The 16,607-nt window shown below is 70.4% G+C and carries 14 protein-coding genes; 10 read left to right on the top strand and 4 right to left on the bottom strand.

Translation table 11 applies throughout. From position 1 onward, the window contains the following. Positions 1-21: 21 nt before the first annotated feature. The 3 genes from ABZ194_RS03095 to ABZ194_RS03105 all read left to right on the top strand — a co-directional run bounded on the left by ABZ194_RS03095 (position 22) and on the right by ABZ194_RS03105 (position 2,819). On the top strand, positions 22-1,143 hold the full coding sequence (locus ABZ194_RS03095) for a citrate/2-methylcitrate synthase (RefSeq protein ID WP_355591586.1): 1,122 nt from the start codon (positions 22-24) through the stop codon (positions 1,141-1,143). Between the two features lie 49 nt (positions 1,144-1,192). Continuing rightward, positions 1,193-1,471: a DUF3017 domain-containing protein gene (locus ABZ194_RS03100; protein ID WP_355591589.1), complete on the top strand. Its 279-nt coding sequence runs from the start codon at positions 1,193-1,195 to the stop codon at positions 1,469-1,471. A 130-nt stretch (positions 1,472-1,601) separates the two neighbouring features. Next, complete coding sequence (locus tag ABZ194_RS03105; RefSeq protein ID WP_355591592.1) at positions 1,602-2,819, top strand: NADP-dependent isocitrate dehydrogenase; 1,218 nt, start codon at positions 1,602-1,604, stop codon at positions 2,817-2,819. Positions 2,820-2,925: 106 nt separating this feature from the next. Here the strand turns inward: ABZ194_RS03105 and ABZ194_RS03110 are convergent, their stop codons facing one another. Next, on the bottom strand, positions 2,926-4,491 hold the full coding sequence (locus ABZ194_RS03110; RefSeq protein WP_355591595.1) for a hypothetical protein: 1,566 nt from the start codon (positions 4,489-4,491) through the stop codon (positions 2,926-2,928). A gap of 256 nt (positions 4,492-4,747) precedes the next feature. Between ABZ194_RS03110 and ABZ194_RS03115 the strand changes: the two genes are divergently transcribed. The 3 genes from ABZ194_RS03115 (at position 4,748) to ABZ194_RS03125 (ending at position 9,094) form a co-directional block, all read left to right on the top strand. After that, positions 4,748-6,898, top strand: coding sequence for a transporter substrate-binding domain-containing protein (locus tag ABZ194_RS03115; protein WP_355591598.1), 2,151 nt, complete (start codon positions 4,748-4,750; stop codon positions 6,896-6,898). Between the two features lie 170 nt (positions 6,899-7,068). Further along, positions 7,069-8,055: a malate dehydrogenase gene (locus tag ABZ194_RS03120; RefSeq protein ID WP_355591601.1), complete on the top strand. Its 987-nt coding sequence runs from the start codon at positions 7,069-7,071 to the stop codon at positions 8,053-8,055. Positions 8,056-8,266: 211 nt separating this feature from the next. Further along, entirely contained in the window at positions 8,267-9,094 is an 828-nt protein-coding gene (locus ABZ194_RS03125) for a hypothetical protein (RefSeq protein WP_355591604.1), read from the top strand. Positions 9,095-9,208: 114 nt separating this feature from the next. Here ABZ194_RS03125 and galE read toward each other — a convergent pair whose 3' ends face one another. Then, positions 9,209-10,168: a UDP-glucose 4-epimerase GalE gene (gene galE / locus ABZ194_RS03130; RefSeq protein ID WP_355591607.1), complete on the bottom strand. Its 960-nt coding sequence runs from the start codon at positions 10,166-10,168 to the stop codon at positions 9,209-9,211. Between the two features lie 122 nt (positions 10,169-10,290). On the opposite strand from galE, the gene ABZ194_RS03135 reads away from it, so the two are divergent. The 3 genes from ABZ194_RS03135 (at position 10,291) to ABZ194_RS03145 (ending at position 13,727) form a co-directional block, all read left to right on the top strand. Then, complete coding sequence (locus ABZ194_RS03135) at positions 10,291-11,604, top strand: hemolysin family protein (protein WP_355591610.1); 1,314 nt, start codon at positions 10,291-10,293, stop codon at positions 11,602-11,604. Between the two features lie 14 nt (positions 11,605-11,618). Then, the gene (gene trpS, locus ABZ194_RS03140; RefSeq protein WP_355591613.1) at positions 11,619-12,623 is read left to right on the top strand and encodes a tryptophan--tRNA ligase; all 1,005 of its coding nucleotides are present in this window, start codon (positions 11,619-11,621) and stop codon (positions 12,621-12,623) included. Positions 12,624-12,785: 162 nt separating this feature from the next. Then, on the top strand, positions 12,786-13,727 hold the full coding sequence (locus ABZ194_RS03145; RefSeq protein WP_355591616.1) for a YihY/virulence factor BrkB family protein: 942 nt from the start codon (positions 12,786-12,788) through the stop codon (positions 13,725-13,727). An 81-nt stretch (positions 13,728-13,808) separates the two neighbouring features. On the opposite strand, the gene ABZ194_RS03150 is transcribed toward ABZ194_RS03145, so the two are convergent. Continuing rightward, positions 13,809-14,900 carry a D-alanyl-D-alanine carboxypeptidase gene (locus ABZ194_RS03150; protein ID WP_355591619.1) on the bottom strand — a complete coding sequence of 364 codons (1,092 nt, stop codon included), beginning with the start codon at positions 14,898-14,900 and terminating at the stop codon, positions 13,809-13,811. A 99-nt stretch (positions 14,901-14,999) separates the two neighbouring features. Here ABZ194_RS03150 and ABZ194_RS03155 point away from each other — a divergent pair, with 99 nt between their 5' ends. Continuing rightward, the gene (locus tag ABZ194_RS03155; RefSeq protein ID WP_355591622.1) at positions 15,000-15,212 is read left to right on the top strand and encodes a hypothetical protein; all 213 of its coding nucleotides are present in this window, start codon (positions 15,000-15,002) and stop codon (positions 15,210-15,212) included. On the opposite strand, the gene ABZ194_RS03160 is transcribed toward ABZ194_RS03155, so the two are convergent. Further along, positions 15,171-16,547: a peptide ligase PGM1-related protein gene (locus ABZ194_RS03160; RefSeq protein WP_355591625.1), complete on the bottom strand. Its 1,377-nt coding sequence runs from the start codon at positions 16,545-16,547 to the stop codon at positions 15,171-15,173. The genes ABZ194_RS03155 and ABZ194_RS03160 overlap by 42 nt on opposite strands. Positions 16,548-16,607 lie beyond the last annotated feature (60 nt).

Raw genomic sequence — 16,607 nt, forward strand, 5'->3', positions numbered from 1 at the left:
AGATAAGCGGAGGAAACACTCATGGCGGACAAGCCCACAAAAGGCCTCGCCGATGTCGTGGCCGCGTCCACAGCGCTCAGCGACATCGACGGTCATGCCGGCCGTCTCTTCTACCGTGGCTACGACATCCACGACCTGGCCGGCCGCACCACCTTCGAGGAGACCGCGCACCTGTTGCAGCGCGGCCGGTTCCCAACCAGGGGACAACTGGCCGACTACGGGGCGGAGCTGGTCAGGGGGCGCGCGCTCGGCGCCCTCGCCGAGACGAACATTCCGGAGATCGCCGAGAAGCAGGCTCCCATGGAGGCGTTGCGGACGCTGGTCTCCCTGGCCTCGGGCGACGACCCGGACAAGGACTCCAACAGCCCCGAGGCCAACCTGCGCAAGGCGGCGAGGCTGACCGCCCAGCAGCCGGTCCTGGTGGCCCGCTACCACGCGGCCAGGACCGGAGCCGAGATCCCGGATCCGGATCCGGAGCTGAGCATCGCGGCGAACTTCCTGCTCCAGATCACCGGGCGCACCCCCAGTGACCACGAGGTCGAGGTCTTCGACGCCTGCCTGGTCCTGCACGCCGACCACACGATGAACGCCTCCACGTTCGCCGCCCGCGTCTGCGCCGCGACCCTGTCCGACATGCACTCCGCCATCGTGGCGGCCATCGGCACGCTGAAGGGGCCGCTCCACGGCGGCGCCAACGAGCAGGTCATGCGCACGCTGGAGTCTCTCGACCCGGGGGCCGTCGCCCAGGCCGTACGCGACAGTCTCGCCGCCGGTGAGAAGATCATGGGCTTCGGGCACCGCGTCTACAAGACCGAGGATCCACGCGCGACCCACCTGCGCGGGATGTCGCGGGAGCTGGCGGAGGCCTCCGGTGACGACACGTACTACCGGATGTCCAAGGAGATGGAGGAGATCGTCTTCGAGACCAAGGGCCTCTATCCCAACGTCGACTTCTACGCCGCGACGGTCTACCACTACCTCGGCATCCCGACCGACCTGTTCACCCCGGTCTTCTCGATCAGCCGCATGTCAGGATGGACGGCACACGTGATCGAGCAGCACGCCGACAACCGTCTGATCCGTCCGGACAGCGAGTACATCGGCGAACGCGACCAGAAGTGGAAGCCGATCGACGAGCGATGAACCGGATGACCCGGGCGTCTCGGGCGCCCCGCACGAGAGACGGTCACGGATGCGAGCGATGAGCCCGCCCGGCGACCACTGGGGACCGTATCCGCTGGTGATGGCGGGTGCGGTCCTCGCCGTGACCCTCGCGGTCCTGGTCGACCCCGAGTGGGGAGGGTTCTGTCTCGGCGTGGTCATGGCGGTGGGCGCGGTGCTCCGGCTGACCGGGGGCGGGCGGCTCGCCGTACGCCGCAGGACGACCGACGCCGTCACACTCGCGATCTTCGCCGGCGCGTTGATGGCCGGTTCGCTGCTGCTCCAGTATCCATGGCTCATGCCGCGCTGAGCCGTATGCCGTACGACGCCATATGACCGGGCGAGTCGCGGGGCGAACAGACCCGTCCGATAGCCTCAACGGCCAGTGAGCCTCAAAAGGACTGTCTGGCCAGTGTTAGTTCAGAAGGGGAACCACACGCATGCCCAAGATCAAGGTAGAGGGCCCTGTCGTCGAGCTTGACGGCGACGAGATGACCCGGATCATCTGGCAGTTCATCAAGGACCAGCTGATCCTTCCCTACCTGGACGTCGACCTGAAATACTACGACCTCGGGATCGAGCACCGCGACGCCACCGACGACCAGGTGACGATCGACGCCGCCAACGCGATCAAGCAGTACGGCGTCGGCGTCAAGTGCGCCACGATCACCCCCGATGAGGCGCGGGTCGAGGAGTTCGGCCTGAAGAGGATGTGGAAGTCCCCGAACGGGACCATCCGTAACATCCTCGGCGGCGTCATCTTCCGTGAGCCGATCATCATGTCCAATGTGCCGAGGCTCGTCCCCGGCTGGACCAAGCCGATCGTCGTCGGCCGTCACGCCTTCGGCGACCAGTACCGCGCCACCGATCTGAGAATCCCCGGCGAGGGCACGCTGACCCTCACCTTCACCCCGAAGGACGGCTCGGAGCCGATCGAGCTCGACGTCTACGACTTCCCGGGCAGCGGCGTCGCGATGGCGATGTACAACCTGGACGACTCGATCCGCGACTTCGCCCGCGCCTCCATGCGGTACGGCCTGTCCCGCGGCTACCCGGTCTACCTCTCCACGAAGAACACCATCCTGAAGGCCTACGACGGCCGGTTCAAGGACATCTTCGCCGAGGTCTTCGAGAGCGAGTTCAAGGCCGACTTCGAGGCCGCCGGCATCACCTACGAGCACCGCCTGATCGACGACATGGTCGCCGCCGCGCTCAAGTGGGAGGGCGGCTACGTCTGGGCCTGCAAGAACTACGACGGCGACGTCCAGTCCGACACCGTCGCGCAGGGCTTCGGCTCGCTCGGCCTGATGACCTCGGTCCTGCTCACCCCCGACGGCCGGACCGTCGAGGCCGAGGCCGCCCACGGCACCGTGACCCGTCACTACCGTGAGCACCAGAAGGGCAACCCCACCTCCACCAACCCGATCGCCTCCATCTTCGCGTGGACCCGGGGTCTCGCGCACCGCGGCAAGCTCGACAACACCCCCGCGGTGATCGACTTCGCCGAGAGGCTGGAGCAGGTCTGCGTCGCCACCGTCGAGAGCGGTCAGATGACCAAGGACCTCGCCCTCCTCGTCGGCGGCGACGCCAAGTGGCTGACCACCCAGGACTTCCTGGCAGCGCTGGACGAGAACCTCAGGAAGAAGATGGCCTCCTAGCCGTCGTTCACGGAAGGGGCCGCCCCCGGGCGGCCCTTCTCCGGTTTCCGGGGCCTTCCCGCGCTCCCCCTCACCCCTTGAGGACCCTCCGGTCCGGCCCGCCGGGTCAGGGGGCCGTCACCGCCCCGAGCACGATCGACTCCCCGTCGGGCAGGCCCGCCACCCGGCGCGTCCGGCCGGTGAGGCCGTCCACCCGGAAGAAGCCGAGCGGGTCCCCTCCGGCCTTGTCCGCCGTCTTGACGACGACCTCGCGGGTGTTCAGCCAGCCGATCACCTTCGACGTGGTGGGGTCTCCCAGGGAGGGGAGCTCAAGGCGCCTGAACACCCGCCGGGTCTCGGCGTCGATGATGTGCAGGGTGTCACTCCCGTTCTTCTCGGCTCTGACGGCGGCCGAGTGCCTTCCGCTCGGCGAGTCACGCCAGACGCCGTAGTTCCTCCTGAGCCAGCCCGCGGCCCTCTCCACGGCGGTGGCCCGCTCCGCGGGCAGCGGGGTCACGGTCCCGGTGGCGAAGTCGGTCCGCAGCCGCCGCCCGCCGAGTTCCACGGTGAAACGGCGGCCGTCAGGGGAGACGCTCACCCGGGTGCCGGCCTCGGTGTCGGCGGGGGACAGCACGGGCGACAGGTATCGCCTCCCGCCGCTTGGCAGGTCGTGGGCGACGTATCTCCGCTCCGCCGCGCTGAGGTAGGCGACGCGCCGCCCGTCCCGGCTGACGGCGGGCTCCAGCCGCCAGTAGCTCCAGTCGTCGCCGTGCGCCAGGTGCTGCGCCGCGTCGGGAACGCCCATCGCGGACTCGCACCGGCCCGGACGCTCGCACTCCACGGTGCCGAGCTCCGGGCGGCCCTCGTCACCTCCGGCCAGCCGCAGCGTCCAGCCCGCGCAGGTGATCTTTCCCGCCCGTGACGGCGCGGGCCTGCCGTCGGTCGAGGCCCCGTCGTCCGGGCACTTGCCGGGTACGGCGTAGCGGATCACGAAGGAGGTGCGCGGGGCCCGCCACGGCCGGAGACCGGAGTCCGGCCCCGGGCTGGAGATCGCCCGCATGGTGTCCGGGGCGTCCGTCAGACGGGGGCTGTTCCGCTCGCCCAGCGCGGAGTTCCACACCTGTGCCTGCTGGAGCAGGACGAAGGCCGCGATGAGGCCGGCCGGGACCAGGGCCGCGACCGCCGTCAGGGCGGCTCCCCGGACGCGACGCCGCCGGAGCGCGCGCAGCGCCGGGGTGGTGAGGTCGGGGACGGACGCCTCACTCGCCGTCGCGGCCAGCCTCGCCGCCAGGCGGTCGGCGCCGCTCTTGCCCTTGCCGAGGGTGGCGATCGCCTCGGTGAGCTCCGACTCCACGGTCTCCAGGGGCAGCCCGAGGGCGGTGGCCATCTCGGCGCGGGTCCTGCCGTCGTGCAGGCAGGCGACCACGAGCACCCGCGGCCGGGGCGGGAGCCGTACCAGGGCGGTGTTCCCCGCCGCGACCGGCCTGCGCAGGAAGCGGCGGTACATCGTGATCTGCGCGTGTGCGGTGGGGTTCTCCCAGAGGGTGGGAAGCCGGCTCAGTCCGACGGAGCGCAGGGACCACAGGGTGAGGCGGATGGCCTGCTCGTGACTTCCGGTGAGCAGCAGGGCCGTGCCGACGAGGGAACGCTGATCGCGCTGGACGAAGTCGCGATAACCGGTGTATCGGCGCATGGGAGATAGGCTCCGGCTTGGCTCAGGAACGGTCAACGGTAGCGATCTAAGCGCGTGGAGCGCCATCCTGGGGTGATTTGTCGGTAATTGGGTGAGTCGGTGTGGTGGGATTTCTCCGGTCGGCTCCGGTCCCCCCGAGGGGTGCTCGCCGCAGCGGAGCCCGGTGAGATATGGGGTCGTCCGGGCGAAACGAGGGGGGAGGAGTCACGGCACCGTAAAGTTTGGCTCGTCGGGGATTCACCGGATCGTGAGGACGATGATGCCGCACATCGCGCCGCTGGAGGCGGGAGAGCCGCACCGGCTCGGGCAGTTCCGCATCGTCGGCCGGATCGGCGAAGGCGGTCAGGGGATCGTCTACCTGGGAGAGAACGCCTCCGGGGAGCGCGCGGCGATCAAGCTGCTGCACGTGAAGTTCTCCGGGGACGCGATCGCCAGATCCCGGTTCGCCAGGGAGGCGCGGGCGGCGCAGCGGGTCGCCTCGTTCTGCACGGCGGGGGTGGTGGACGTCGATCTCGAAGGCGACACCCCCTACATCGCGAGCGAGTACATCGAGGGCAGGTCGCTGCGGGAGGTCGTGGACACCGACGGCCCGCTTCGAGGCACCGCGCTGCAGCGGCTGGCGATCGGCACGGCCACCGCGCTCACCGCGATCCACCACGCGGCGATCGTGCACCGCGACTTCAAGCCCGACAACGTGCTCATCGCCGCCGACGGCCCCCGCGTGGTGGACTTCGGCATCGCCCGCATCATCGACTCCACCGGCACGATCACCAGCCGGGCCATCGGCACCCCCGCCTACATGGCGCCCGAGCAGATCTCCGGCGCCGACGTCGGCCCGCACACCGACGTGTTCGCCTGGGGCGCGACCATGGCGTTCGCCGCGACGGGCAGGACGGCCTTCGCCGGTGACTCGATCGCGGTGGTGCTGAACCGCATTCTCAACCACGAGGTGGACGTCGACGCCATGCCGGAGCCGCTGCGCGGGGCGGTCCGCTCCGCGCTGTCCAAGTCGCCGTCGGCGCGGCCCTCGGCCGACGCGATCCTGCTGGGGATGCTCGGCCACCCCGACGGCGTCAGCGCCTCACCGGCCGTGCTCAACCAGGGAGCACAGGTCGCGGCCCCGGCCGCGCCTCCATCCCCATCCCCATCCCCATCCCCATCCCCATCCCCGACTCCGACTCCGACTCCGGGCTCGGAGGTCGGCCCCGACGAGGTCACCAGCCTGATACGCCTGCCGGGGACCATGCCCGGCCGACCGGCCTCGCAGAGGCCGCCCCTGCCGTCCACCGGGTTTCGCGCGAGCCCCCCCGCCCACGGTGAGCGGCACCCCGCGCCGAGTGAGCGCCCCCCGTCCCCGGATCACCCGGACCGTGACCCGCGCCCCCTCCAGGACCCCCGGGGACCTCTGGGCGGCGTCGAGTACCCGTCGTTCCCGCACCAACCCACGCGTCCGGGGGATGTCCCGCGGCCGAGCCGGCAGGAGGCGTTCCCAGGCCAGGTCGCGCACACCGGGCCGCCCGGCCGCTCGGGCCGGATCGGCTGGATCGCGGCGGCGGTGGCCCTCCTGCTGGTCGCCGGGGCGGGCATGGCCGCCTTCGCCGCGGGCTGGCGGCCGTGGGCCGGCGTCGGGGCCCAGCCGGCCGATTCCACCCCGGTGGCGTTCTCCTCGGTGGTGGAGAAGGCGGCCAAGACCGGCAGGCTCACCATCGGGCTCCGTGACTTCCTGCCGGGCATCGCGCTGAACAACGGCGGCAGGTGGGAGGGGTTCGAGGTCGAACTCGCGACCGAGATCGCCAAGAAGCTGGGGGTGCCCCCGGGAGGGGTGACCTTCCGGGCCACAGCCCGGGAGGAGCGGCCGGATCTGCTGGCCGCCGGCGATCTCGATCTGGTCGTCTCCACCTACTCGATCAACGACGCCGACGACGTCACGTTCGCCGGGCCGTACTATCTGGCCCACGTCGACGTGCTCGTCAAGCGCGGCTCCCCGATCGTCTCCACCGCCGACCTGGAGGGCAGGCGGGTCTGCCAGCCCAGCGGCAGCGTCTCGGTCGCCCGGCTGCAGCGCGAGGTGGAGCGGATCGACCTGGTCGTGGCCCGGAACTACAGCGAGTGCATGAACAGGCTGCGGGACGGTCAGGTCGACGCGGTTCCCGGTGACGACCTGCTGCTGGCCGGGTTCGCCAACCGGGAGAGCGTCCTCTTCAAGGTGGTCGGCCTGAAACTCACCGACGAGCGCTACGCGGTGGCCATGAAGAAGGGCGACAGGCGCACCTGCCGGGCGGTACGGAGTGCCATCGCGAGCCTCTACCGGGACGGCACGGTCGGCAGGCTGCTCGACAGGCACTTCTCCAAGGTCGACTTCACCACCCGGGAGGATCGCCTCCCGGCCATGGCCGACTGCGGCTAGCACGGTGACCGCGCACCTCACCGCGTCCGGTGTCTTCCCCGGCACCGGCCACGGCTCGGCGGCTCGGGCGCCGGGACCGGAGGCCGGATCAAGGTACTCGCCGGAGGACCGGCGACTCTGGACGGGTAACATCCGAGCGTCACAATTCATCCTTCGAGTGGGGGAAGGTCATGGCCCAGACTCCCGTAAAGGTCACCGTCACCGGCGCCGCCGGTCAGATCGGCTACGCGCTGCTGTTCCGTATCGCGTCGGGCCAGCTGCTGGGCGCCGACGTCCCGGTCACGCTGAGCCTGCTGGAGATCCCGCAGGCGGTCAAGGCCGCCGCGGGCACCGCGATGGAGCTCGACGACTGCGCGTTTCCGCTGCTGAGCGGTATCGAGGTCACCGACGACGCCAACCGGGCCTTCGACGGCGCGAGTGTGGCACTGCTGGTCGGCGCCCGTCCGCGTACGGCGGGCATGGAGCGCGGCGACCTGCTCCAGGCCAACGGCGGCATCTTCGGCCCGCAGGGCAAGGCCATCAACGACAACGCGTCCGACGACATCCGCGTCCTGGTCGTGGGCAACCCGGCGAACACCAACGCGCTGATCGCCCAGCAGCACGCCCCGGACGTCCCGGCCGAGCGCTTCACCGCGATGACCCGGCTGGACCACAACCGCGCACTGTCCCAGCTCGCCGCCAAGCTCCAGGTGCCGGTCGCCGAGATCAAGAACATGACCATTTGGGGCAATCACTCCGCCACGCAGTACCCCGACCTGTTCCACGCCGAGGTCGGCGGCAAGGTCGCCGCCGAGCAGGTGGATGAGTCCTGGCTGCGTGACACCTTCATCCCGACCGTCGCCAAGCGCGGCGCCGCGATCATCGAGGCCCGGGGCGCGTCCTCGGCGGCCTCGGCCGCCAACGCCGCGATCGACCACGTCTTCGACTGGGTCAACGGCACCGAGTGGACCTCCGCCGCGATCCCCTCCGACGGCTCGTACGGCGTGCCCGAGGGCATCATCTCCTCCTTCCCCGTCGCCTCCCGCGACGGCAGGTGGGAGATCATCCAGGGGCTGGAGATCGACGCCTTCTCCCGCGAGCGGATCGACGCCTCGGTCCGCGAGCTTGAGGAGGAGCGCGCCGCCGTCCGCGATCTCGGCCTCATCGAAACCCCTTGAGCGTGGAGACCCCGGGCCTCAGCCCTGGGGAGAAGGTCAACTGAGCCTGGCAACGGCCTCAGGAGGGTCTCGTCCGACCCCGTGAAAGGGGGTCCCGGTCCGCCGGGGCCCCTTTTCGCGTCTCCGGACGGCGAAGCGGCGGCGTGTCGATCATGCCCCGGGAGGGTGTCCCGGCGTTGAATGATCACTGATGTTCGGGGGATCGGTGTTCATGGCGCATGGTGTGGCGCGGCTCGTCGCCGGAGTTGTCAGTCTCGCTCTCGTCGGAGCGCCGGGGAAGGCGCCGACGGGGGCCGGAGGGTTCGGAGAGGAGAGACGGAGTGGAGCGGACCTGTCCGTACGGCTGGAGACCTCGCCGAGGCTCGCGCAGCCCGGGCAGCCGCTGACCTACCGGGTCGAGGTGCGCAACAGCGGGCCCGAGGACGCGGTGCTGCCGCTGCTCACCGTCCGGCTGCCGCGCGGGGTGGACATCCTCGGCGTCAACGTCGCGGAGTGCGGTCCCGGCAGGACGGCGAGCGAGGTGGTCTGTCCCTCGCAGCGGGACGTCCTGGCCGGGGCCACCGGTGGCCTGACGATCAGCGGCATGGTCAGGCCCGGCGCGCGCGGCCCGCTCAGGGCGACCGCGGCGCTCTCCTCGGAGGTGGTGGACGGCGACGAGACGAACAACGCGACCCAGTTGCTGACCCCGGTGGACGAGGGGGCGGATCTGGCGGTCCGGCTGTCGCGCAGGGCGCGCGCCGGACGGCTGGTGATGATGAACGCTGTGGTCCGCAACCGGGGACCTCGGACCGTCCGGGACGCCGCGGTCTTCTTCCGTGCGATGAGGGCGCGCTTCCTGGTGGCGAGGGGGGCGCGGTGCGACTCCTACGCGGGCTACGTCGGCTGCGAGCTGCGCGCGGTCGGCTCCGGCAGGAAGGTCAACCTCCGGCTGGCCTTCCGCGCCCACCGGCGGGCGCTGCGGGCCAAGGCGACGGTCTACTCCACCCGGGTGGGCGACCGCCGCCCCGCCAACAACATGGCCCGGATCAGCCTGCGCTGAGGGGGCCGCGCCTCCGCGGCTCGCCGCCTGGTCCGCCGCCTGGTCCGCCGCGTGGTTTGCCGGGCGACCTCCCGCCGCGTCCCCCTTCGGTCCCCCTCCGGTCCTCCGGTGCGGTCAGCGGGGCAGGGCCGCCCAGGCGTCGGCGACGATCTCGCGGACGGACGGGTGCTCCGGCTTCCAGCCGAGCTCCCGCTGGATCCTCTCCGACGAGGCCACCAGCACCGCCGGATCCCCGGCGCGGCGCTCGCACACGACCTCCGGAATCTCGTGCCCGGTCACCTCGCGGCAGACCGACACGACCTCCCGCACCGAGAAACCGGTGCCGTTGCCCAGGTTGTAGATCTTGTGTTCGCCGGCCGCGCAGGCGTCGAGCGCCAGCAGGTGGGCCCGGGCGAGATCGGCCACATGGATGTAGTCGCGCACGCATGTCCCGTCGGGGGTGGGGTAGTCGGTGCCGAACACGCTGACCGACTCGCGCCCGCCGAGCGCGACGGCGAGAACGTTGGGAATCAGGTGGGTCTCCACGGTGTGCCGCTCGCGGTAGGGCCGGCCGTCCGCGCCGGTGTGGGCGCCGCCCACGTTGAAGTAGCGCAGGCTCACCGCGGCCAGGCCGTACAGCCCGGCGAACGCGGTCAGCGCGGTGTCCACCGCGAGCTTGGAGGCGCCGTAGGGGTTGGTGGGCCGGGTGGGGGCGGTCTCCGGGATCGGGGAGCGCTCGGGCTCGCCGTAGGTGGCGGCGGTGGAGGAGAACACGATCCGGCCGACCCCGGCGGCCCGCATGGCGTCGAGCAGGGCCAGGGTGCCGCCCAGGTTGTGCGCCCAGTACAGGCCGGGGTTCTCCACGGACTCGCCCACCAGGGATTTGGCCGCGAAGTGCAGCACGGCGTCCGTGCCGGGCAGCACGTCCCCGGCCTCGGTGATCGAACCCCGTACGAGGCGTGCCCCGGCGGGCACCGCGTCCGCGTGGCCGGTGGAGAGGTCGTCCAGCACGGTGACCTCGTGCCCGGCCTCGACGAGTTGTGCCGCGACGACGCTCCCGATGTATCCGGCGCCCCCGGTGACCAGCAGCTTCATCGAACCTCCTGTTTGATGATGTCGGAATATGTTTATTTTTGTAAGGCTGTTGCCAGCATATGCTGGCACAGCAAACATCGGCCAGAGTCGGAACGGGCGACGGCCATGACGGAGACAATCTCGTGAACAGCGTCCCGACGAACATCGCCTTGGTCCTGCTTCTCATTCTGATCGGGGGGTTCTTCGCCGCGGCCGAGATCGCCATGGTCTCCCTCAGGGAGAGCCAGGTGCGCAGGCTCGCCACCAGGGGGCGCAGAGGGGCGAGGGCGGCCAGGCTCGCCCGCGACCCGAACCGTTTCCTGTCGGCCGTGCAGATCGGCGTCACCGTGGCGACCATGCTGTCGGCGGCGGTCGGCGCCGACACCCTCGCCAGGGAGCTCCTGCCGGTCGTGCGGGGCTGGGGGGTGCCCGGGAGCGTCGCGGCCCCGCTCGCCCTGGTACTGGTGACACTGGTGATCTCCTACTTCTCGCTGGTGCTGGGCGAGCTCGTGCCCAAGCGGATCGCCCTGCAGCGCGCCGAGGGGCTCTCACTGCTGGTCGCGCCGTTCCTCGACCGGATGGCCACGCTGTCCCGGCCGATCATCTGGGCGCTCTCCAAATCCACCGACGGCGTGGTCAAACTGCTCGGCGGGGATCCCGGGGCCGACCGCGAGGAGATCTCCACCGAGGAGCTGCGCGACATGGTGGCCGGTCACCATGAGCTCACCGTGGACGAGCGCCACCTGATCGCGGAGGTCTTCGCGGCGGGCAAGCGCCAGCTCCGCGAGGTGATGCTGCCGCGCACCGAGGTGGAGTTCATGGCCCTCGACACCGCGCTGGCCGAGGCCGCGGTCCTGGCCGCGGCCATGCCGCACTCCCGCTTCCCCGTCTACCGCGACTCCTACGACGACATCGTGGGCTTCATCCACATCAGGGACCTGCTCGACCCGGTACTGACCGGCTCCGTCGAGCCGATCAGCGATCTGGTGCCGATCCGCCCGGTCAAGCTGGTCCCCACCACCAAGCGGGTGCTCGCCACGCTGTCGGAGATGCGGCGGGAGGGGCACCACCTGGCGATCGTGGTCGACGAGTACGGCGGCACCGCCGGCATCGTCACCCTGGAGGACCTGGTCGAGGAGCTCATCGGCGACATCCGCGACGAGCACGACCTTGAGGACACGCAGGTCGTGCTGCCGGCGGGGGAGGTGGAGCTCGACGGACTGGCCAACCTCGACGTGGTGGCGGCCGAGACGGGGATCCGGCTGGCCGACGGCCCCTACGAGACCCTCGCCGGGTTCGTCATGGCCACCCTCGGCCACCTGCCGACGATGGGGGAGCGGGTGGAGATCCCCGGGTTCGAGCTGTCGGTCACGGACATGGACGGCCGCCGGGTGTCCCGGGTCCGGATAAAGCGCCGTACCTCCGTGCCGGAGTCACCGACCACTCCCGACAGCTGACACAATTGCCTGCTATGGCCAGTCCCCGTGTCCTCTCCGGAATCCAGCCCACCGCAGACTCCTTCCACCTGGGCAACTACCTCGGTGCCGTGCGGCAGTACGTCGCCATGCAGGAGGGCTACGACGCGTTCTACTGCGTCGTCGACCTGCACGCGATCACGGTGGACTACCGGCCCGAGACGTTGCGCAGGCGGTCCAGGGTCGCCGCGGCGCAGCTTTTCGCGGCCGGCCTGGACCCCGAGCGCTCCACGGTCTTCGTGCAGAGCCACGTGCGCGAGCACAGCGAGCTGGCCTGGGTGCTGATCTGCCTCACCGGCATGGGCGAGGCCGGCCGGATGACCCAGTTCAAGGACAAGTCGGCCAGATACGGCGAGGGCTCGGCCAGTGTCGGGCTGTTCACCTACCCGATCCTGCAGGCGGCCGACATCCTGCTCTACCAGGCCGACAGGGTCCCGGTCGGGGCCGACCAGAAGCAGCACCTGGAGCTCACCCGCGACCTCGCGCAGCGCTTCAACCACCGTTTCGGCCAGACCTTCACGCTGCCCCAGCCGCACATCGTCAAAGCGGTCGAGAAGATCACCGACCTGCAGGACCCGACGTCGAAGATGTCGAAGTCGTCCTCCTCGCCCGGTGGCATCCTGGACCTGCTTGAGCAGCCGGGACCGCTCCGCAAGAAGGTGATGCGCGCGGTCACCGACACCGGCTCCGACGTCGTCGCCGACGACGAGAACAAGCCCGGCGTCACCAACCTGCTGCGCGTCCAGTCCGCGCTGACCGGCACGCCGATCCCCGAGCTTGAGGCTCGCTACGCCGGGCAGGGGTACGGCGTCTTCAAGAAGGACGTGGCCGAGGCCGTCGTGGAGACCTTCACGCCGATCCGGGAGCGGACCGAGAAGCTGCTGGCCGACGAGACCGAACTCGACCGCATGCTCGCGGTGGGCGCCGCGAGGGCCCGCGCCGTGGCCGCCGAGACCATGGCCCAGGTGCGTGACCGGGTGGGTTTCCTGCCCACTCCGTGACCCCGGAGGGCACCCGGGTCCACTTCGGGGGAGCGGGTGGACCCGCTTCGGGGAGGTCGCCCGGGGCACCCTGGCTCGGCTCCCGGAGGGCGTTTGAACTACCAAAAGGCACGCGACCGTCTTTTCCGGCACGGTGCGGCGCTAATTGGGTAGGTGACGCGCGTGACAAGTGTGCAGGAGCGGATTGAAACGGTCCGTGAGTGGGGCAGAACGAAGATCACTTCGGAGCGGGTCAGGTGGCCCTGGCTCGATCACCTGATCAGGACCGTGCAGCGGTACCAGATCCAGTCAGGCGACCGGCTGGCCGGGGCGGTGACCTACTTCGCGTTCCTGTCGTTCTTCCCGATCATCGCGCTGGCCTTCGCGGTCTTCGGCTTCTTCCTGTCCGTACGGCCGGACGCCATCAAAACGTTGCAGCGGGCCATCGACCAGACCCTGCCGGCCCTGGCCGACCAGCTTCCGATCCAGCAGATCGCCGACTCCCGGGCCAGCGCCGGGATCATCGGCCTGGTCGGCCTGCTCTACGCCGGGCTCGGCGCGATCGACGCCCTGCGCGACGCGCTCCGCGAGATGTTCATGACCACCGAGCCGCCGCTCAACTTCTTCCTGGCCAAGCTCCGTGACCTGGCGGCCCTGATCCTGGTGGGCATCACGATGACCGCCTCGGTGCTGATCGGCGGCTTCGCCACCCAGGCCGGCGCCGTCGCGGCCGAGTGGCTCGGACTGTCCGGCTCGGTGCTCGGCCGAGGGTCGCTCTGGCTCGTCGGCCTGGCGGTCAGCCTGCTGGCCGACACGGTCGTCTTCGTGATCGTCCTGCGGTGGATGGGCCGCTCCAGACAGCCGTTACGGGTGCTGCTGCGCGGCGCGCTGCTCGGCGCGGCCGGCTTCGGCCTTCTCAAACAGCTCGCCGCGCTGATCCTGTCGACCACGCTGAACAATCCCATCTACGGGGTGTTCGCGGTGATGGTCGGGCTGCTGGTCTGGATGAACCTCTCGGTGCGGGTGGTCCTCTACGCGGCGGCCTGGACGGAGACCGCCACACTCGGCCCGCCGCCGGAACCCACCCCCATCCCCACCACCGGGGTCCCCGGCGCCCCCCGATGACCCCTTGCCGGCAGGCGCCCCCGCGGCTCTCGGGGTGAACCCTCCCCGCAGGTGGTTCCTCCGGCTCCGGGCGTGCCGCGCTCAGCTGACGGGCGTCTTCCTCCGGGACCGTCCGCGCAGGCCGTACAGCAGCCAGAGCGCGCCGCCGAGCAGGCCCGCGCCGAGCACGTAGAACCCCACGGGGCTGGTCTCCCCGTCGCGTGGCGATGCCTGCGGGGTGGTGGGCCGCGCTGTCGCGGGCGCGGCGGGGGCGGCCGTCCGGGGGGCCGCCACCGGGAGCGGCTCCACCAGCCGGCCGACCGGGGTGACCCTGCCCCGGGCGCCGAAGCCCCAGTCGAGCAGGCCGGCGACCTCGTCCCAGAAGTAGCCGTCGTGCCGCATGATCGCCACGATGACCGTGTGGCCGTTCCGCCTGGCCGCGCCGACGAAGCTGCCCTGGGCCTTGGACGTCCAGCCGTTCTTGACGCCGATCATGCCCCGGTAGCGCCAGAGCAGCTTGTTGTGGTTGCCGATCTCGTAGTAGCCCTTGGGGGCGGGGAACCTGCCGGTCTTCGTGCGGGTGTAACGCTGGAAGTCGTTGTTGGCCAGCCCGGCGCGGGCGATCAGCGCCAGGTCGTAGGCCGAGCTGCTCTGGCCGGGCTTGTCCAGCCCGCTCGGTGTCTTGGCCACCGTGTCGAACGCCTGCAGGCGTCTGGCCTCGGCGTTCATGTCCCGCAGGGTCTTGGCCAGGCCGCCGTTGGCCTCGGCCAGCGCCATCGCGCAGTCGTTCCCCGAGACCAGCAGCAACGCCTTGAACAGGTCGTCCACGGTGTAGATCGGTCTGGGGACCAGGCCGACGGCGCTGCCCTCCTCGTTCACCGCGCGACTGCTCGGCCTGACCCTCATGGCCTTGTCGAGTTTCGGGATGAGGGTGAGCGCGGTCAGTGCCTTGAGGGTGCTCGCCGGGAGATAGCGCCCGTGAGGGTCCTTGGCGGCGAGCACCTCCCCCGTCTCCGCGTCGGCGATCACATAGGATCTCGCCGCCGTTTTCGGGGGAGGTCTGACCTCGGAGGGGGCCACCAGGCCCCGCCTGCCGAGCTCGGTGCCGCCGACGGGCCCGTTATCGGCGTGTGCGGGAACGCCCAGCAGGACGTTCGCCGCCAGCAGCACCCCGACGGGTGCGACATGTCTCATCCCCATAATGATCACAGGGTAGCTTCGTGCCGATTCGTAGCACGTCACGACGCCCTGATCAGGGGCAGAATGGTGGGACGGAATACTGATGCTATGCAAATGTCGCGAAAAATGGCCGGTTTCCTGGTCGGCGTCGCAGTTTTCATGATCTTCGAGTGGGTCACCCTCGGCTTCAACCTCGCCGACGGCCACCCGGCGGCCTTCTACGTGGTGCACGGCGTTCTGATCGCCGTCAACATCGCCCTCGGGATCGTGCTCGGCGTGATCGGCCTACGCCGACTGGCAGAGCGCCCACAGAGTCCTCCGGTGTAGGGCCGCGGCCTCCTCGGCCGAGTCGCCGATGCTGGTGAAGCCGAGCTTGCCGTACTCCGGGAGCGCGCCGAGCAGGTGCAGCACGTTCCCGGTGCGGGTCTCGCGGTCGAAGCCGAGCCCCCCCTCGTTGACCATCTTCACGACCTCCGCGGGGGTACGGCCCAGCAGCGAACCGGCGGCGCAGTTGTCGGTCGCCACGTAGTACTTGGACCGGCCGTCGTGGACGAGCGTGCCCGTGCCGGGGTCGTAGGCGGCCTCGGTGGTGAGCAGCGCGGCGCCGAACGGGTGGGTGGTGCCGCCGATGCGCAGGTTGATCTCGCACAGCAGCGCGCGGTATCCGGCGTCGGTCTTGACGGCGAAGAAGTCCACGCCGAACAGTCCCACCACGCCCCGGGACGCGAGGACCCGGGCGATTCGCCTGGTGCACTCTCCCACCTCCGCGCGGTACTCCGGGCGGGCGGGGAAGACGCACCCCTTGTAGACGTCGGCGTTCGGGCCGCCGAGAACCTGCTCGTGCGTGGCGACCACGTCGTAGGCGCCGCCGGGCGTGATCCTGGCCAGGGCGCTGGGGAAGTACAGCGGCCGGTCCTCGATGAACTCCTCGATCACCGCGCCCCGTTCGGCGATCTTCTCGGCGAACGTCGTCCAGGTCTCGTCCGCCGCGGAGAAGCTGGTGGGGCTCGCGGTGAGCGGCTGACCGTTCATGGTCACGACGGCGTTGCCCAGCCCGGAGTAGCTGTTGTTGAGCTTGACCATCAGCCGGGGGACGGGGTGGAGCGCGTGGGCGGCGTGCTCCACCTCGGTCAGCGAGCGCAGGTCGGCGAAGCCCCGTGCCATCGGCACCCCGGCCTCCTCGCCGATCATCCGCCCGCCGCTCTTGGAGCCCAGGTGGGCCAGTGAGGTGGCCGGGCCGTAGACCGGCAGGCCGAGGAGCCCGGCGAGCCGCTCCTCGTGCTCGCTGACCACGAACGGCACCATCCAGGCGTCGGTGGCGGGGCCGAGGACCGCGCGGATCCGCGCGAGGGCGTCGGGCCGGTGGAGCAGCGACAGGGCGAGCGGGCCGGTGTGGGGATCGTCCAAACTGATCATATGTAGCCGCGAGCGGGCTTCGTCGGGGTCGTCGAGGAAACTCAGGTAGTAGTCCACGATCGCGGTGTCCACCGGCGTGGAGGAGAGGTAGACGACCTCGACGCCGGGTCGCCTGAGGGTGAGCAGGAGGAACAGCAGTCGCTCCTCGTAGCACAGGGCGCCGGTGATCCTGCGCAGCTCGGCCTGGGGGAGCGATAACGACGGGACGACCACTAAGGTCCCTTCGTTCGGTTCGAAGATGCTCAATCTGGATTGCTTCTCCCCGAACGGGATATTAATGATCATAAGCGGAGTGAAACACGCATT

The sequence above is a fragment of the Streptosporangium sp. NPDC006007 genome (assembly GCF_040614315.1).
In the GTDB taxonomy this organism is placed as follows: Bacteria; Actinomycetota; Actinomycetes; order Streptosporangiales; family Streptosporangiaceae; genus Streptosporangium.

Coding starts and splice junctions, on each gene's coding strand:
- ABZ194_RS03095 (WP_355591586.1), top strand. CDS start 22: ATGGCGGACAAGCCCACAAAAGGCCTCGCCGATGTCGTGGCCGCGTCC.
- ABZ194_RS03100 (WP_355591589.1), top strand. CDS start 1,193: ATGCGAGCGATGAGCCCGCCCGGCGACCACTGGGGACCGTATCCGCTG.
- ABZ194_RS03105 (WP_355591592.1), top strand. CDS start 1,602: ATGCCCAAGATCAAGGTAGAGGGCCCTGTCGTCGAGCTTGACGGCGAC.
- ABZ194_RS03110 (WP_355591595.1), bottom strand. CDS start 4,491: ATGCGCCGATACACCGGTTATCGCGACTTCGTCCAGCGCGATCAGCGT.
- ABZ194_RS03115 (WP_355591598.1), top strand. CDS start 4,748: ATGATGCCGCACATCGCGCCGCTGGAGGCGGGAGAGCCGCACCGGCTC.
- ABZ194_RS03120 (WP_355591601.1), top strand. CDS start 7,069: ATGGCCCAGACTCCCGTAAAGGTCACCGTCACCGGCGCCGCCGGTCAG.
- ABZ194_RS03125 (WP_355591604.1), top strand. CDS start 8,267: ATGGCGCATGGTGTGGCGCGGCTCGTCGCCGGAGTTGTCAGTCTCGCT.
- galE (WP_355591607.1), bottom strand. CDS start 10,168: ATGAAGCTGCTGGTCACCGGGGGCGCCGGATACATCGGGAGCGTCGTC.
- trpS (WP_355591613.1), top strand. CDS start 11,619: ATGGCCAGTCCCCGTGTCCTCTCCGGAATCCAGCCCACCGCAGACTCC.
- ABZ194_RS03150 (WP_355591619.1), bottom strand. CDS start 14,900: ATGAGACATGTCGCACCCGTCGGGGTGCTGCTGGCGGCGAACGTCCTG.
- ABZ194_RS03155 (WP_355591622.1), top strand. CDS start 15,000: ATGTCGCGAAAAATGGCCGGTTTCCTGGTCGGCGTCGCAGTTTTCATG.